This is a genomic window from Stenotrophomonas sp. PD6 (assembly GCF_049199305.1).
Lineage (GTDB): Bacteria > Pseudomonadota > Gammaproteobacteria > Xanthomonadales > Xanthomonadaceae > Stenotrophomonas.
In genome coordinates this window covers 167491-182056 of the sequence record NZ_JBLZQD010000001.1, presented here as the reverse complement: position 1 = coordinate 182056, position 14566 = coordinate 167491, and the positions used below count along the sequence as shown (strand labels likewise).

The window sequence follows — 14566 nt, the reverse complement described above, 5'->3', positions numbered from 1 at the left end:
GTGTATCAGGTTTCAATGTTCTGGCCCTGTCAGAACCAGATTCGAACGCCGGCCACGATGCGGGTGTCGTCGATGTCCCCGGACTGGGCGCGACGTTGGTCCGCCGTGCCTCCGTAGGCACGCTCCCAGACCACGCCGACATAGGGAGCGAACTGCCGGTGGAACTCGTAGCGCAGCCGGAAACCGGCTTCGACCTTGCTCAGCCCGCTGCCGATTCCAACCGCCGGATCGTCCTTGCTCCAGGCCTGGCCCTCGACCAGCCACTGGCCGATCAGACGATTGGTAAACAGCGTTTCGTATTCGGCTTCCGCGCCGAGGCCGACCTGGCCGGACTCGCCCACGTAGGCGGTCGCTTCGACTTCGAACTTGTACGGGGCAAGACCGATGACGCCAAGGGCGGCATAGGTGCGCGACGGGCCGCCGCCAAAGCCGAAGTCATGGCGGACACCGGCGACTGCGTCCCACCATCGGGCAATGGCCCGGCCGTACAGGACTTCCACATCCGCCGATTCTGTGGATCCGCCCGCACGCTCGCCCTCGCTGCGAAGCCAGAGCCGGTTCAAGTCGGAGCCGATCCAGCCCTTCGCTTCCCAGGCCATGCCGGTGCCGTCCTCCTCCGCGTCCCACGCCTCGAGCCGGTCAAGGGACCAGTAGGAGTTAATCGATTCGCCGTGCATCGCGTGCGCCTCGAGGTCCTGGAATGCCGCCGCCCGATCGGCAGGGGTAATGACAGGAATGGGCTCGTGCGGCTCCGCCGTCGCCGGGAGATCCTGACTGGCAGCAGGCTGATGGCCCATGGACGCGTGGTCCATGCCCGAGTGATCCATCATGGAGTGGTCGCTTCCGGCAGCTTCCGCACCCTTGGGTTTCCTGGTGCCGTGGCCCATGTTTCCGTGGTCCATGGCTCCGTGGTCGTCGGAACGCGTGTCTGTCGGAATCGGCTGGTGGCCGGCGTGTGGATCGACGGGCTCGGGCGACGAGGGTGTCGCAGCCGGCTTGGCTTCCGGGTGGTGCGAGGCGTGGTCCGTCTCCTGCGCCCACGCCGGCGATAAACCAGCTGCGAGAGACATTGCGGAGGCCAGGCCGATGGCCAGGGGGTGGCGACTGGAAAGGATCATGGCGTTCATTCCTCCACCCGTACTTCACGGAACATGCCCGCTTCCATGTGGTAGAGCAGGTGGCAGTGGTAGGCCCAGCGGCCAAGGGCATCGGCGCGTACCCGGTAGCTGCGTCGGGTACCGGGCGGCATGTCGATGGTGTGCTTGCGCACCATGAAGTTGCCGGATTCGTCCTCGAGGTCGCTCCACATCCCGTGGAGGTGGATTGGATGCGACATCATCGTGTCGTTGACCAGCACGATCCGCAGGCGCTCGCCGTATTTCAGGCGCAGTGGTTCCGCGTCAGCGAACTTCACTCCGTTGAATGACCAAGCGAAGCGCTCCATGTGGCCGGTCAGGTGCAGCTCGACCGTGCGCCCGGGTTCGCGCCCGTCCGGGTCGCGGAACGTGCTGCGCAGGTCGGCGTAGGTCAGCACGCGGCGGCCGTTGTCGCGCAGCCCGATGCCCGGGTCATCCAGCTTGGGCGCGGGCGCCATCGTCTGCATGTCGACGAGCGGATTGCCGGTTTCGCTTGCAGGGTGTTCCTGCATCCCGCCGGCACCGTGATCCATCCCCGCCATGCTCCCGCCGGCTGCCGCGCCTCCGGCCATCGATGACATGTCGTGGCCGCTGTGGTCCATTCCCGCCATGGCACCGCCGGTCATCGCACCGTGTGACATCGAGGACATATCATGACCGCCGCCGCCCATTCCGCCGTGTCCCATGTCGTCCATGGTCAGGATCGGCTTGGGATCGAGGTTGGGCACGGGCGCACGCAATCCCTCCCGGACGGCGAGGGTGCCACTGATGTAGCCACTGCGACCCGTGTCCTGCGCGAAAATGGTGAACGCATCCTGCCCGGTCGGTTCGACGATGACGTCGAAGGTCTCAGCGGTGGCAATGCGAAACTCGTCGACCGCGACCGGATGCACATACTGGCCATCGGCTGCGACCACCGTCATCTTCAGGCCCGGAATGCGCACGTCGAAGTACGTCATCGCCGACCCGTTGATGAAGCGGAGGCGGATCTTTTCGCCCGACCGAAACAGTCCGGTCCAGTTGCCGAGCGAAGTCGTGCCATTCATCAGGAAGGTGTAGGTGTTGCCATTGACGTCCGACAGGTCGGTTGGCGTCATCCGCATATCGCCCCACATCTTGCGGTCTTCGGTCGTGGCGGCCCAGCCGTTCTGCTTCACGTCGTCAAAGAAGTCGCCGACCGTTCGCTTGGAGAAGTTGTCGTAGTCGGAGCGTTTTTTGAGCCGGGCGAATAGGCGCTTCGCATCGAGATCGGTCCAGTCGGTCAGCATGACCACGTAATCGCGGTCATAGGCGAAGGGCTCGGGCTCCAAAGGCTCGATCACCAGCGGGCCGTAGAGCCCCGCTTGCTCCTGGAAGCCGGAGTGACTGTGATACCAGTAGGTGCCGTTCTGCACGACGTTGAACCGGTACTGATAGGTCTCGCCACGGTTGATGCCATTGAAGCTTAGCCCTGGTACGCCGTCCATGTCGGCCGGCAACAGGATGCCGTGCCAGTGGATCGACGCCTGGTCGCCATGGATGGAGCCGGGGGGCAGGGCATTACGGACCCGCAGGTTGACGGTGGTGCCTTCGCGCAAGCGCAGCAGCGGCGCGGGTATCGATCCGTTGACCGTGATCGCAGGGCGCGTGGCGCCAGTGAAGTTCATCGGCGTCTCGCCGATGGTCAGGTCGAAGTCGGTGCCTGAAAGCACATTGGGTACACCTTGGGCTTGCACGGCCCAACTCAAACGGGGCCACAGGCCTAGGGCAGCGGCGGCGCCGCCAAAGGCGAGACCTTGGACAAAGCGGCGCCGGGAAGGGGCAAGCAGCCCCTCGGCACGGCCGAAAGAATCGGATGACATGGGAACTCCCGGGAAAAAATGTCGAGTGCTCGCGAAGCGAGCGTTACCCCGTGCGGAACCGCAGGCAGGGTAAATCCGCGCCTTAGGAGGCGCGTGGCGACACTTAGCCGATCGGAGGTCGGAAGAGATTGGTCAGTGCAGCGGACGCATGCACTGACAACAGCGGCTCGGCGATCTGCCGGTAACGGACGGTAATGTCGGCAAGCGCGGGCCCATCCACTGCGGCGTAACAGTGATGCATACAAGCGCAACAGTTGCCCGTCTCACAGCAATCGTCTGTCTGGGGCGCTGCATCGGGTTGACCAGCGGCCAGCGGATGATGCTCGAGGGCCGCCAGGGTGATCTCCCCAGCGTCGTGGCAGGCCATGCCCTCAGCCATTGTCTGTGTGGTGGTCATGGGAGTTGCGTGACCCATTGCATCGCGCATGTGCTCGGCGTGCATATGCATAGAAGCACCTGCGACCCCGGGACCGTTGACCAGCACGGCCACGATCAGAAACAACCGCATCAGGAGTGCGCGCACAGACATGCGCTGGAGTATACATGATGTACGCCCAGATGAGACACGTAAAGCCAAGGGCCACGTGTCTGGCTGAATGAATGAAGGGCGCCGCGCACGCTGATCAGGTGCGTCATGAGTAGCCCGGGCACATGATTGTCGGCAAGCTGCTGAAGCATGGCGAGTTCCTCGCTGCATGAACCGTGGCTTTTGTACCATTGATCAGCTCGGTGTTGCGGTAACAAGGTCTAGCCAAGGACTTTGCGCGCAACACCAGCAAAAGTACCAGCTTTTCGCATTCTTGGTACATATCCAAAGCGTTGCGCTCGCAAATGCCCGGCACCGCAGGCATTTCTTCTCGAAAGGGGATGGAACCCGTTGCGCCTCGCGCATCCCCTCAGGTGTTGCGTTCGCACCCGGCGAGTACGCAACACCCATCTCCGCCTTTCCCCTCGGCCCTGTTGCGACCGTTGCGCTGAGGACATCCCTGGACTGGGGCAACTACGTGCCATGAATTGCGGGATTTGAAAGGCACGTTCGGCCGAGCTGTCCCGCCTATCGACGGCCAAGCTTCGTCTCTGATGCCAGTTCAGCGCGAATTCGCGCCAAAACGACATCGCGAAGCGTCCCTGAGATAGATCCCTCAACGGCCGCCGCGTAGAGGTCATCATCGCGCGTCGAAATGGGCAAGCCTTCTAATCGGAGCGAAGCCTTGGCTTCAACGAGCGCCTGTTGGCGCTGAGCCTTGCTGGTCATGGATGCCACCATTATTTAGCTCAATTGTAGCCAAATTCACCTGGGCAACCTGCGGCTAGGCTGCTCCACCGTGCAGACTTTGCCCACTGCAAGCCGCCTACCGCCGCTCAACGGCGATGGCGGGAAGTTCTGGCACAGACTGTCATTGAACAGTCACACAGCCGGAGAATACTTCCATTATTCCGGATAGATGGTTTAAAGAGCATGAGAAAGTTGAACGTTCTTTTCCTCTGCACGGGCAACTCAGCCCGGAGCATCATCGCCGAGGCTCTGGCCAACCATCTTGGGCGCGAGCGGTTGCACGCCTATAGCGCAGGAAGCCATCCGAAGGGCGTTGTCCACCCCATGGCCATCCAAGTGCTTGAGGAGACGGGTTTCGAGATAGAGAATCTGTCCAGCAAGCCGTGGGAGGTCTTCGCGGGCCCCGATGCGCCGCACATGAATCTGATCGTGACGGTGTGCGATCGTGCAGCAGGCGAGGCATGCCCGGTTTGGCCTGGTCATCCGGTCACGGCTCATTGGGGCATTCCCGACCCGGCGGCGGTGCACGGAAGTGAGGAGCAGGTCCATAAGGCCTTCCTGACAGCACTTCATCAGCTTCAACATCGCCTGACGTTGTTGCTTGCGCTTAAGCCTGAAGCATTGGACCGCATGACACTGCAGACAGAGGCGCGCAGCCTCGCCGACGTTGGCGCAGATCACTCACCGGGTGTCGACGAATTCGAGGGTCGGAGGTAGTCGCTGATCTGCCTGACCGCTTCGCGCGCGTAGCGTGTAACGCCGATTAATGTGGCCGACGCCATGCCGTTCCAGTCGCCATAGCCCAGTAGCCAGACCGACGGTTCTGCAACAGAGCGAACTTTGGAGTGATCCATTTCGATCTGGCCCTGCACGTTAAGCAGCGGCAGATCGTCCAAGTGCGACAACGCCGGGCGGAAGCCGGTACACCAGATAACCGCATCGAACGCCCGCTCGGTGCCGTCGGCCCATTGCATGCCGGTGGGGGAAAAGCGGGCCGGCGGTGGGACTGCGGCGAGCACCCCCCGCGCGCGCGCATCGAGCACCGGCGGCACCATGACGATGTCGCCGAAACCGCCTGGTGGCAGGTCAGGCTCCCGGCCTTCCTGCTGCGCCTTCCATCGCTCAGTCGCGCGTTCGAACAGCACGCGGCCGTCGACGTCATCGGCCAGGAACGCCGGTTCCTGCTGGGTGATCCAAGTGGTTTCAGCCACCATCGATACTTCGGCCAGAATCTGCGCACCGGAATTGCCACCGCCCATGATGGCCACCCGCATTCCGGCGAACGGCGCAGCGGTACTGTAGTGGGCAGAGTGCAGCTGGATCCCCGCAAAGGAGTCCAGCCCCTCGTACTCAGGCATGTAGGGTTTCCCCCATGTTCCGGTGGCGCTGATCACCGCCCGGGCCAACCATTGCCGACCGTCGCTGGCCTCCACCCGCAGCCGTCCGCCGGCGCGGCTGATTCGTTGCACGCGGATGGGGCGAATGATTGGAAGCGCATATTTCTGTTCATACTGCGCCAGGTAAGCGAGCACCTCCGCCCGCGCAGGGTAGGGGCCCTGGCTGGCGGGCATGGGCCACCCGGGAATCGAGCTCCAGCCCGCCGGGGAAAACAGATGCAACGAGTGCCAGGCATGCTGCCATGCCCCGCCGGGCGATGTTTCCGCATCGAGAATCACATAGGACAGCCCGCTGCGACGCAGGAAATAGCCGGCCGAAAGACCCGACTGCCCACCTCCGACTATCAGCACGTCGACGCTGTCCATCTGTGCTCCCTCGCGCCGCCGCACTCAGGCGGCGTTCTTACGCTGCTGTTGATCGGAAATTCTGAGTGCATCCAGATAGCGCTCCGCATCCAGCGCGGCCATGCAGCCGAAGCCGGCCGAGGTGATCGCCTGGCGGTAGTGCTGGTCGGCCACGTCGCCGGCGGCGAACACGCCTTCCACCGAGGTCTGGGTGGCGTTGCCGCCCAGGCCCGAACGGATGTCCAGGTAGCCGTTGTTCATGGTCAGCTGGCCGTCGAACAGGCTGGTGTTGGGGTGGTGGCCGATGGCCACGAAGAAGCCGTGCGCCTCCAGGTCGCGGGTGCTGCCGTCCAGGGTGGACTTCACGCGCACGCCGGTGACGCCGGCGTCGTTGCCCAGCACCTCGTCCACCTGGTGGTGCCAGACGGTCTCGATCTTGCCGGCGGCGACCTTGGCGAACAGCTTGTCCTGCATGATCTTTTCCGCCTTGAGCGTATCGCGGCGGTGGACCAGGTAGACCTTGCGGGCGATGTTGGACAGGTACAGCGCCTCTTCCACGGCGGTGTTGCCGCCGCCGACCACGACCACGTCCTGGTCGCGGTAGAAGAAGCCGTCACAGGTGGCGCAGGCCGACACGCCGCGGCCCTTGAAGGCCTCTTCGGTCGGAATGCCCAGGTACTTGGCGGTGGCGCCGGTGGCGATGATGAGCGCGTCGCAGGTGTACTCGGCGCTGTCGCCGATCAGCGTGAACGGGCGCTTGGAAAGGTCGGCGGTGTGGATGTGGTCGAAGATCACCTCGGTCTCGAAGCGCTCGGCATGGGCCTGCATGCGTGCCATCAGGTCCGGGCCCATCAGGCCGTGCGCGTCGCCCGGCCAGTTGTCCACCTCGGTGGTGGTCATCAGCTGGCCGCCCTGCTGCAGGCCGGTGATCACCACCGGGTTCAGGTTGGCGCGGGCGCCGTAGACCGCGGCCGTCCAGCCGGCCGGGCCGGAACCGAGGATCAACAGCGGGATGTGTTGGGTCTTGCTCATGACTCAATGACTCCGTGCGTCGGCAGGAAAGTAGCGCTTGCCCAGCCGCAGGGCGACATGGACCAACAGGATCAGCACCGGCACCTCCACCAGCGGTCCGATGACCGCAGCGAAGGCGACCGGCGAAGCCAGACCAAAGGCGGCGATGGCGACGGCGATGGCCAGCTCGAAATTGTTGCCAGCAGCAGTGAAGGCGATCGCGGTCGTGCGCGGATAGTCCTTGGCAATGAACTTGCCCATGAAGAAGCTCAGCACGAACTGAATGATGAAATAGAGCGTCAGCGGGATCGCGATGCGCACTGCGTCCATCGGGATGCGCAGCACATCGCCCCCCTTCAGGCTGAACATGGCAACGATCGTGAAGAGCAGCGCCGCCAGCGTGATCGGACTGATCGCCGGCAGGAACTTATCTTCATACCAACGCACGCCCTTGCGCGCCTTGAGCCAGCGGCTGGTGAGGAACCCTGCGAGGAAGGGGATGCCCAGATAAATCAGCACCGCCTCGGCAATGGTCCAGAAGCTGACGTCGATCACGCTGCCCTGCAGCCCGAACACCGGCGGCAGCCACGACAGGAAGAACCAGGCATAGACACTGAACAGCGCGATCTGGAAGATCGAGTTGAAGGCGACCAAGCCCGCCACATACTGCCCATCGCCACGGGCGAGTTGGTTCCAGACCAGCACCATGGCTATGCAGCGTGCCAGGCCGATCAGGATCAGGCCGGTCATATATTCGGGGTAGTCGCGCAGGAACAGCACCGCCAAGCCGAACATCAGGAACGGACCGATGATCCAGTTCTGCACCAGCGAGAGCATCAGCACGCGCTTGTCGGCGAACACCTTGGGCAGCTCTTCGTACTTCACCTTGGCCAGCGGCGGATACATCATCAGGATCAAGCCAATGGCGATCGGGATGTTGGTCGATCCAATCGACAGGCTGTGGAGCGCGCTGGGGACGCCTTCGAACATCGCGCCCAAGCCGACGCCGAGGGCCATCGCCAAGAAAATCCAGAGCGTAAGGTACCGGTCCAGGAAGGACAGGCGGGGGGAATCAGTAGTCATGGCAGGTCTCGGAAAAGCGGTTAGTCGATCTGCGCGATCGGGTCGAGGCGGGCCTTCAGCGCTGCGCGGTCGTCCCAGTCGCTGTCAGGAATCTCCAGGAAGGCCTGTAGGCGTCGCTTGATGGTCTGATGGGCACGGTCAAAGGCTTCTGCCTTCTGCGCATCCGAACCTTCCACGCCGGCCGGGTCGAACAGGCCCCAATGCACGCGAACGAAGTCACCAAACACCACCGGGCACGCCTCGGCGGCCGCGCTGTCACACACGGTGACGATCAGGTCCATGGCAGCGGCATCGACTTCGGCAAATTCGTCCCAGGACTTGCTACGCATGCCCTCGACCGGGAAGCCTTCGCGCTCCAGCTGGGCAATGGCAAAGGGATTGACGCGACCGGCCGGCTGGCTGCCCGCACTGAAGGAGAGATAGCGGCCTTCGCCCCATTTTTTAAGGGTCGATTCGGCAAGCACGCTGCGGGCGGAGTTGCCAGTACACAAGAACAGAACACGACGGGTCATTTGAGCGATCTCTATGACGGGGGAAGGTCAGCAGCCAGCAGGACGTTCGCAGGCTTGTTCGTCGGCGCAGCAGTTTTCGGTCAGGTAGGCCACCAGCGCGCTCATCGCCTCGAACTCGGCCCGGTAGCAGATGGTGCGACCGCGCTGCTCGGCGGTGATCAGGCCAGCGGCCAGCAACTCCTTCAGATGGAAAGAGAGGGTGGCACCGGGAAGGGAGAGGGACTGGGCGATGTCGCCGGCCAGCTTGCCGCCACTTCCGGCCTGGACCAGCAGGCGGAAGATGGAAAGCCGGGTGGCGTGACCCAGGGCGGCCAGGGCGTGAGTTGCGTTTTTATGTTCCATGCTTCTAGAATAGTCGAATCGAATAGGCAGGACAACCCCCATGCAACACCTTCCCAATGTCGTCCCGGGCGCCTTGAACCCTCCGGTGGCCGAAAAGCTGAGCGAGCCGAATGCCGCGCCGCACCGGCCCCGCATCCTGATCTTGTACGGTTCCCTGCGCCCGCAGTCGTTCAGCCGCAAGCTGGCTTTGGAGGCGCAGCGGTTGCTGGAACATCTGGGCGCAGAGACCCGAGTGTTTGATCCGCATGAGCTGCCGATGCTCGATTCGGTGCCGGCCACCCACCCCAAGGTGCAGGAGCTGCGCCAGGCTTCTTTGTGGTCTGAAGGGCACGTGTGGATCAGCCCGGAACGCCACGGCACTTTGACCGCCGTGTTTAAGAACCAGATTGACTGGCTACCGCTGGAAGAGGGGAGCGTGCGCCCGACCCAAGGTCGCACCCTGGCAGTGATGCAGGTCTGCGGTGGCTCGCAATCGTTCAACGTGGTCAACGCGCTGCGCGTGCTCGGCCGATGGATGCGGATGGTGACGATCCCCAACCAGTCGTCGGTCGCCAAAGCGTGGCAGGAGTTCGACGACGAAGGTCGAATGAAGCCTTCGGCGTATTACGATCGCGTGGTGGACGTGATGGAGGAACTGGTCAAGTTCACCCTGCTGGTGCGCGGGCGCAGTGACTACCTGGTCGACCGCTACAGCGAGCGCAAGGGCGCCGTTGAAGCGGCGGCGCTGGCGGCCGCTGCAGGCGTGGTCGAGACCATTTTGAATCAGGAGGAAAGTGCGTGAACGCTGTCATCTACCACAACCCCAAGTGCGGCACCTCGCGCAACACACTCGCGCTGATCCGCTTCGCCGGGATCGAACCGGAAGTGATCGACTACCTGGCCCACCCGCCCAGCCGCGCGCGCCTGGTCGACCTCATCACGGCCGCAGGGTTGAGCGTGCGTGATGCCATCCGGCAGAAGGGCACGCCGTATGACGAGCTGGCACTGGGCAATGCAGCACTGAGCGACGACGCGCTGCTTGATGCGATGCTGACGCACCCGATACTCATCAATCGTCCTTTGGTACAAACCGATAGGGGTACCCGTCTGTGTCGGCCATCAGAAGTGGTGCTGGACATCCTGCCGCCGCTGCCCGGACCGTTCCGAAAGGAAGATGGAGAGTGGGTGACCGGGCATACCGGAAGCTCGACGCCGTGATCCCATTGCTTGGCTGGGCTCGCTGCCGTTGAGAACCACAGGAGGTCATGCCCTATGTCGCCGCTCGATCCCGCAACAACCGAAAGCGCGTGGCGCGTCTTCCTGGTGTTCCTGCGACTGGGACTGACGTCGTTCGGCGGCCCGATTGCCCACCTGAGCTATTTCCGCCACGAGTTCGTCGAGCGTCGCCGTTGGCTGACGGACCGTAGCTATTCCGATCTGGTGGCCCTGTGCCAACTACTTCCGGGCCCGGCCAGCAGCCAGGTTGGAATGGCGCTTGGCCTGCGTCGAGCCGGCTGGCCTGGTCTGGTGGCCGCCTGGGCAGGCTTTACCCTGCCCTCGGCCGTGCTGATGATCCTGTTTGCCTTGGGCGTTGCCGGATACCAGGGCATCGTTGAATCCGGCTGGCTGCATGGCCTGAAGATCGTGGCAGTTGCCGTGGTGGCCCAAGCGGTATGGGGAATGGCCCGGTCCCTGTGCCCGGACCGTCTGCGCGCAGGGATGGCATTTGTTGCCGCTGTGTTGACCTTGGCCATGCCCTCGGTCGTCGGCCAGATCGTGGTGATCATCTTCAGCGGACTGCTCGGTCGCTGGATGCTGAAGATCGAACCAGTTTCCGGCCAATCAGACGGCGGCTATCCCGTCTCGCGAAGAACCGGCACGGTGGCACTGGTGCTACTGGTGCTGCCACTTGTTCTGCTGCCGGTGTGGGCCGCGGCGAGCGGATCCCCCCTGGCCATGCTGTTGGAGGGGGTCTACCGCGCCGGCGCCCTGGTCTTTGGCGGCGGCCACGTCGTGCTGCCATTGCTGCAGACCGCGGTTGTCCAGAGCGGCACCGTGAGCACGGCAGATCTGCTCGCCGGGTACGGTGCGGCGCAGGCGGTGCCGGGCCCTCTTTTCACATTCGCAGCGTACCTGGGGGCCATGGCCGCGGGTCCGTTGAGTGGCTGGGCGGGAGGTCTTACGCTGTTGGCGGTCATTTTCATGCCTGCCGTTCTCGTGCTCGTAGGAGTGCTGCCCTTCTGGGAGTCGCTAAGCCACCGCAAGGATCTGCAGGCTTCAATTGCAGGCGTCAACGCCGGGGTCGTCGGGATCCTGCTGGCAGCGTTGTACGACCCGGTGTGGACGAGTGCGATCCATGACCGATGGGATGTCACGATGGCGCTGGTTGCGTTCGGGCTACTGGTCGTCGCGCGTGCACCGCCGATCGTGGTGGTGTTGCTGGCTGCCATGGCGGGTTGGGCGATGGCGCGGTAGTCAGGGCATCTGCCAGAGCATATAAGCCGCCGTCATGAAAATGAGTAGCGCGAATGCAACATTCAACACTCCACGGTGCTCTGCCAACGCTGCTGATGCGCGCGCTCCGGCGATTCCGCCCGCACTTCCAGCAACGACGAATGCGGCAGCAAGTGGCCAGTTGACCAGGCCGGATTGAGCATAGTTGATGGCAGTCGTCAGACCGAAAGCGGAGACAGCTACGAGGGAGCTGCCTATTGCGGCCAGCATCGGCATGCCCGTGGCGGCCATCAGCCCAGGGACAACCAGGAAGCCGCCGCCAATACCGAAGAATCCGGAGAGTGCCCCGGAGAACGCCCCTAATCCGAGCAGTGCCGGCATGTTCCCTTTGCTGAGGCGGACGCTTGCATCACCTTCCGCATTGCGTTTGCGCAGCATAAGAATGCCTATCACGACCATCAGCAGGGCAAACATGAACAATAGTCGCTGCCCATCCACGGCCTTACCTAAGCTGGAGCCCAGATAGGCGCCAGCGATGCCTGCCAACGCGAAGACCGACGCGCACGGCCATCTCACGTTTCCCCGGCGGGCATGAACGAAAAGGTTGGAAAGTGCATTGGCAGCAACCGCCAATGCACTGGTACCGATGGCGACGTGTGGACTGTCGATGCCCACCAGGTAAAGCATGAGCGGGACAGCCAGAATAGAGCCGCCTCCGCCGACCAGCCCGAGTACGAAGCCCACCAGAATGCCGGAGAGTCCACCCAGCGCGAGCTGCAACAGGGAAAGGGTTTCCATGTCAGTTGGCCGTTAGGCAGCGGAAGAGGGGGCGCCTCGCAGGCGCGAAGCAAGAGAGGACAGGTCGTAACCAGCCTCACCGGCAATGGACAGCACCTGTTCGGGCGTAGCTCCGCCGTTACGAACCTGGGATAGGGCCCATAGCGACGTCGAGCGGGTGCCGGTCCTGCAGTAAGCGACGATGGGTGCAGGCAGTTGTTCCAGCAGCACGCCAAACTGCTGCACATGTCCATCGGTGATGCCGCCAGGCACGACGGGCAGATAGGCAAAGCCCAGGCCCGCCCTGGAGCAGGCCGCCTGCAGTGCAAGGTGATCGGGCTGGTCCGGCTGCTCGCCGTCGGGTCTATTACAGATGACACTCGAGATGCCCGCCTTTTTCAAGGCAGGTATGTCGGTGGGAACCAGTTGGTCGGTCACATGCAAGCTCGGCGCAAGTGAGTGCAGATTCATGGCGAATTCTCTGTTGAGCGGGGACGGTGGAGGAGCCAGTGGAGGAGCATGCCGACGACCATGGCGGCCGCGAAAACGAGTGCAAAGGGTTGACCCGTTGGCAACAGTGCAATGGCCGGGCCCGGGCATACGCCTGCCAGCCCCCACCCAACGCCAAACACTGCCGCGCCAATGACCAGGTTCCGGTCGATCTGACGCTGATTGGGAATGTGCAGCGCCGCAGCGAGCACAGGAGCATTGCGTGCGCGGACCCATCGATAGGCGATCGCTGACGGAATCAGCGCCCCGGCCATGACAAGTGCCAGTGATGGATCCCACCTGCCTGTGACGTCAAGAAAGGCGAGTACGCGCGTGGGATTGGCCATGTCCGAGACGACCAGGCCCAGGCCAAACAAGGCGCCACACAGAACTGCCGCCAGCCGGATCATGTTCCGCCTCCGATCATCATGCGGACAACCGCCACGGTCGCCATGCCCATGAGCATGAAAACGCCCGTGGCAACCATGGAGCGTGGTGACAGCCTGGCCAGGCCGCAAACGCCGTGACCGCTCGTGCAGCCAGATCCGAGGCGGGTTCCAAAGCCGACCAGCAGCCCGGCCAACACCAACAACGGCGTAGCGGAGATTGAAAGCGACGGCAGCGAAATGGGCTTGACCGCGAGCGCCAGCCCGGACGCCACCAGCAGCCCTGCCAGGAACAGGGCCGACAAGGAGCGGTCGCCAGCGGACGACAGGCCAAGAGTGTTTGCAAGCAAGCCGGAGACGCCGGCAATGCGACCGGTCAGCAGCAGAAATCCACCCGCTGCCGTACCGATCATCAGGCCGCCGATGACGGGCCAGTACCACGCCAAAGAGGGGAGGGTCATAGCAGGTCCACCGGCAGTTTGAGGTAGCGCACCCCGTTGTCATCCGGGTCGGGCAGATGGCCCGCGCGCATGTTGACCTGCACTGAGGGCAGGATCAGGCGCGGCATGGGGAGCGTCGCGTCGCGGCTCTCACGCATCTCCACGAACATGTCCTCCGTCACACCTTGATGCATATGGATATTCGCGGTTCGTTCCGCGCCCATGGTGGTTTCCCATGCGAACCGATCCCGGCCCGTGGCCTTGTAGTCGTGGCAGAGGAACACCCGGGCGTCATCCGGCAGGGCCAGTAGACGTTGGATGGAGCGATAGAGCTGGCGGGCCGAGCCACCGGGGAAGTCGCAGCGGGCCGTGCCGTAGTCCGGCATGAACAGAGTGTCGCCCGGAAAGACCGCATCCCCGATGACGTAGGCCATGCACGCAGGGGTGTGGCCTGGCACGTGCAAGGCAGTTGCCTGGAGATTCCCAACGGTGAACTCCGCGCCATCGGCAAACAGATGGTCGAATTGGCTCCCGTCGCGCTTGAACTCCTTGCCAGCGTTGAAAACCTTGCCGAAGGTGTCCTGCACGCCGGTGATGTGCTCGCCAATGGCAAGCGTTCCGCCGACCCGCCGCTGCAACCACGGTGCAGCGGAAAGGTGATCGGCGTGGGCATGCGTTTCCAGCAGCCACTGAACCTGCAGCCCTTCGTCATGAATGTACTGGACCAGCGCCGCGGCGGAGTCGGTCGAGGTGCGTCCAGAGGGCATATCGAAATCAAGAACGCTGTCGATGATGGCGCACGCCGAAGACCGGGGGTCGCGTACCACGTGGCTGGCCGTAAAGGTGGCGGGGTCGAAGAACGTCTTCACGCAAGGCGAAGGCGTGTGGCCACCTCGCGCTTCACGCACGATGTTTTGAGCTCTCTCCAATGAAGAATCGACGACGACAGGCCTGTTCACGACTCGCTCCCGGTGGTTGTATGATGGATATTAATACATACTTACGTAAACTATGTAAGTGCCGCTTCGTGTCCTTTGTCCGGTTCAGCTGGCGTGCGGATTAACAGGTACGCTCTAGCTCTCCTTTCTGGTGAACCGC

General features: G+C 63.3%; 18 protein-coding genes. 4 read left to right on the top strand and 14 right to left on the bottom strand.

Annotated elements, in window-relative coordinates; translation table 11 throughout:
- Positions 1 to 29: 29 nt before the first annotated feature.
- The 4 genes from ACOZHM_RS00730 to ACOZHM_RS00715 all read right to left on the bottom strand — a co-directional run bounded on the left by ACOZHM_RS00730 (position 30) and on the right by ACOZHM_RS00715 (position 4232).
- Positions 30 to 1127: a copper resistance protein B gene (locus tag ACOZHM_RS00730; protein WP_046272496.1), complete on the bottom strand. Its 1098-nt coding sequence runs from the start codon at positions 1125 to 1127 to the stop codon at positions 30 to 32.
- On the bottom strand, positions 1124 to 2977 hold the full coding sequence (locus tag ACOZHM_RS00725; protein WP_350462835.1) for a copper resistance system multicopper oxidase: 1854 nt from the start codon (positions 2975 to 2977) through the stop codon (positions 1124 to 1126). Before ACOZHM_RS00725 ends, ACOZHM_RS00730 begins: the two co-directional genes overlap by 4 nt.
- A gap of 103 nt (positions 2978 to 3080) precedes the next feature.
- On the bottom strand, positions 3081 to 3506 hold the full coding sequence (locus tag ACOZHM_RS00720; RefSeq protein ID WP_046272495.1) for a CopL family metal-binding regulatory protein: 426 nt from the start codon (positions 3504 to 3506) through the stop codon (positions 3081 to 3083).
- A 525-nt stretch (positions 3507 to 4031) separates the two neighbouring features.
- Entirely contained in the window at positions 4032 to 4232 is a 201-nt protein-coding gene (locus ACOZHM_RS00715) for a hypothetical protein (protein WP_160298434.1), read from the bottom strand.
- 204 nt (positions 4233 to 4436) lie between these two features.
- Here ACOZHM_RS00715 and ACOZHM_RS00710 point away from each other — a divergent pair, with 204 nt between their 5' ends.
- Entirely contained in the window at positions 4437 to 4970 is a 534-nt protein-coding gene (locus ACOZHM_RS00710; RefSeq protein ID WP_080341466.1) for an arsenate reductase ArsC, read from the top strand.
- On the opposite strand, the gene ACOZHM_RS00705 is transcribed toward ACOZHM_RS00710, so the two are convergent.
- From ACOZHM_RS00705 to ACOZHM_RS00685, 5 genes are read right to left on the bottom strand one after another with little or no spacing between them, the layout of a single operon-like run.
- Positions 4931 to 6016, bottom strand: coding sequence for an ArsO family NAD(P)H-dependent flavin-containing monooxygenase (locus ACOZHM_RS00705; RefSeq protein ID WP_046272493.1), 1086 nt, complete (start codon positions 6014 to 6016; stop codon positions 4931 to 4933). The two genes, ACOZHM_RS00710 and ACOZHM_RS00705, sit on opposite strands and share 40 nt — an antisense overlap.
- Before the next feature lie 24 nt (positions 6017 to 6040).
- Positions 6041 to 7027, bottom strand: a complete 987-nt coding sequence (gene trxB, locus ACOZHM_RS00700) for a thioredoxin-disulfide reductase (protein WP_046272492.1) — start codon at positions 7025 to 7027, stop codon at positions 6041 to 6043.
- Positions 7028 to 7030: 3 nt separating this feature from the next.
- Positions 7031 to 8089 (bottom strand): ACR3 family arsenite efflux transporter, encoded by a 1059-nt coding sequence (arsB, locus tag ACOZHM_RS00695; protein WP_046272491.1) that lies wholly within the window; start codon positions 8087 to 8089, stop codon positions 7031 to 7033.
- Between the two features lie 20 nt (positions 8090 to 8109).
- Complete coding sequence (locus ACOZHM_RS00690) at positions 8110 to 8601, bottom strand: arsenate reductase ArsC (protein WP_046272490.1); 492 nt, start codon at positions 8599 to 8601, stop codon at positions 8110 to 8112.
- A 27-nt stretch (positions 8602 to 8628) separates the two neighbouring features.
- Entirely contained in the window at positions 8629 to 8943 is a 315-nt protein-coding gene (locus ACOZHM_RS00685) for an ArsR/SmtB family transcription factor (protein WP_046272489.1), read from the bottom strand.
- Positions 8944 to 8983: 40 nt separating this feature from the next.
- Between ACOZHM_RS00685 and arsH the strand changes: the two genes are divergently transcribed.
- The 3 genes from arsH to chrA are packed head-to-tail and all read left to right on the top strand — an operon-like array spanning position 8984 to position 11397.
- Complete coding sequence (gene arsH, locus ACOZHM_RS00680) at positions 8984 to 9724, top strand: arsenical resistance protein ArsH (RefSeq protein WP_046272488.1); 741 nt, start codon at positions 8984 to 8986, stop codon at positions 9722 to 9724.
- A complete protein-coding gene (arsC, locus tag ACOZHM_RS00675; protein WP_046982947.1) occupies positions 9721 to 10140 on the top strand; it encodes an arsenate reductase (glutaredoxin) in 420 nt (139 codons plus the stop codon). The genes arsH and arsC overlap by 4 nt, the downstream gene beginning before the upstream one ends.
- A 54-nt stretch (positions 10141 to 10194) precedes the next feature.
- Positions 10195 to 11397, top strand: a complete 1203-nt coding sequence (gene chrA, locus ACOZHM_RS00670; protein ID WP_046272486.1) for a chromate efflux transporter — start codon at positions 10195 to 10197, stop codon at positions 11395 to 11397.
- Here chrA and ACOZHM_RS00665 read toward each other — a convergent pair whose 3' ends face one another.
- The 5 genes from ACOZHM_RS00665 to ACOZHM_RS00645 are packed head-to-tail and all read right to left on the bottom strand — an operon-like array spanning position 11398 to position 14397.
- Positions 11398 to 12159, bottom strand: coding sequence for a sulfite exporter TauE/SafE family protein (locus ACOZHM_RS00665; protein WP_080341470.1), 762 nt, complete (start codon positions 12157 to 12159; stop codon positions 11398 to 11400).
- A 27-nt stretch (positions 12160 to 12186) separates the two neighbouring features.
- Positions 12187 to 12624, bottom strand: coding sequence for a TIGR01244 family sulfur transferase (locus tag ACOZHM_RS00660; protein ID WP_049430400.1), 438 nt, complete (start codon positions 12622 to 12624; stop codon positions 12187 to 12189).
- A complete protein-coding gene (locus ACOZHM_RS00655; protein ID WP_046272483.1) occupies positions 12621 to 13052 on the bottom strand; it encodes a YeeE/YedE family protein in 432 nt (143 codons plus the stop codon). Before ACOZHM_RS00655 ends, ACOZHM_RS00660 begins: the two co-directional genes overlap by 4 nt.
- The gene (locus ACOZHM_RS00650) at positions 13049 to 13489 is read right to left on the bottom strand and encodes a YeeE/YedE family protein (protein WP_005413386.1); all 441 of its coding nucleotides are present in this window, start codon (positions 13487 to 13489) and stop codon (positions 13049 to 13051) included. Before ACOZHM_RS00650 ends, ACOZHM_RS00655 begins: the two co-directional genes overlap by 4 nt.
- Entirely contained in the window at positions 13486 to 14397 is a 912-nt protein-coding gene (locus ACOZHM_RS00645) for an MBL fold metallo-hydrolase (RefSeq protein ID WP_421567463.1), read from the bottom strand. The genes ACOZHM_RS00650 and ACOZHM_RS00645 overlap by 4 nt, the downstream gene beginning before the upstream one ends.
- Positions 14398 to 14566 lie beyond the last annotated feature (169 nt).

What these genes read in the sequence shown, in the direction of transcription:
- ACOZHM_RS00730 (WP_046272496.1), bottom strand. Translation starts at nt 1,127, where the DNA reads ATGAACGCCATGATCCTTTCCAGTCGCCACCCCCTGGCCATCGGCCTG.
- ACOZHM_RS00725 (WP_350462835.1), bottom strand. Translation starts at nt 2,977, where the DNA reads ATGTCATCCGATTCTTTCGGCCGTGCCGAGGGGCTGCTTGCCCCTTCC.
- ACOZHM_RS00720 (WP_046272495.1), bottom strand. Translation starts at nt 3,506, where the DNA reads ATGTCTGTGCGCGCACTCCTGATGCGGTTGTTTCTGATCGTGGCCGTG.
- ACOZHM_RS00715 (WP_160298434.1), bottom strand. Translation starts at nt 4,232, where the DNA reads ATGACCAGCAAGGCTCAGCGCCAACAGGCGCTCGTTGAAGCCAAGGCT.
- ACOZHM_RS00710 (WP_080341466.1), top strand. Translation starts at nt 4,437, where the DNA reads ATGAGAAAGTTGAACGTTCTTTTCCTCTGCACGGGCAACTCAGCCCGG.
- ACOZHM_RS00705 (WP_046272493.1), bottom strand. Translation starts at nt 6,016, where the DNA reads ATGGACAGCGTCGACGTGCTGATAGTCGGAGGTGGGCAGTCGGGTCTT.
- trxB (WP_046272492.1), bottom strand. Translation starts at nt 7,027, where the DNA reads ATGAGCAAGACCCAACACATCCCGCTGTTGATCCTCGGTTCCGGCCCG.
- arsB (WP_046272491.1), bottom strand. Translation starts at nt 8,089, where the DNA reads ATGACTACTGATTCCCCCCGCCTGTCCTTCCTGGACCGGTACCTTACG.
- ACOZHM_RS00690 (WP_046272490.1), bottom strand. Translation starts at nt 8,601, where the DNA reads ATGACCCGTCGTGTTCTGTTCTTGTGTACTGGCAACTCCGCCCGCAGC.
- ACOZHM_RS00685 (WP_046272489.1), bottom strand. Translation starts at nt 8,943, where the DNA reads ATGGAACATAAAAACGCAACTCACGCCCTGGCCGCCCTGGGTCACGCC.
- arsH (WP_046272488.1), top strand. Translation starts at nt 8,984, where the DNA reads ATGCAACACCTTCCCAATGTCGTCCCGGGCGCCTTGAACCCTCCGGTG.
- chrA (WP_046272486.1), top strand. Translation starts at nt 10,195, where the DNA reads ATGTCGCCGCTCGATCCCGCAACAACCGAAAGCGCGTGGCGCGTCTTC.
- ACOZHM_RS00660 (WP_049430400.1), bottom strand. Translation starts at nt 12,624, where the DNA reads ATGAATCTGCACTCACTTGCGCCGAGCTTGCATGTGACCGACCAACTG.
- ACOZHM_RS00655 (WP_046272483.1), bottom strand. Translation starts at nt 13,052, where the DNA reads ATGATCCGGCTGGCGGCAGTTCTGTGTGGCGCCTTGTTTGGCCTGGGC.
- ACOZHM_RS00650 (WP_005413386.1), bottom strand. Translation starts at nt 13,489, where the DNA reads ATGACCCTCCCCTCTTTGGCGTGGTACTGGCCCGTCATCGGCGGCCTG.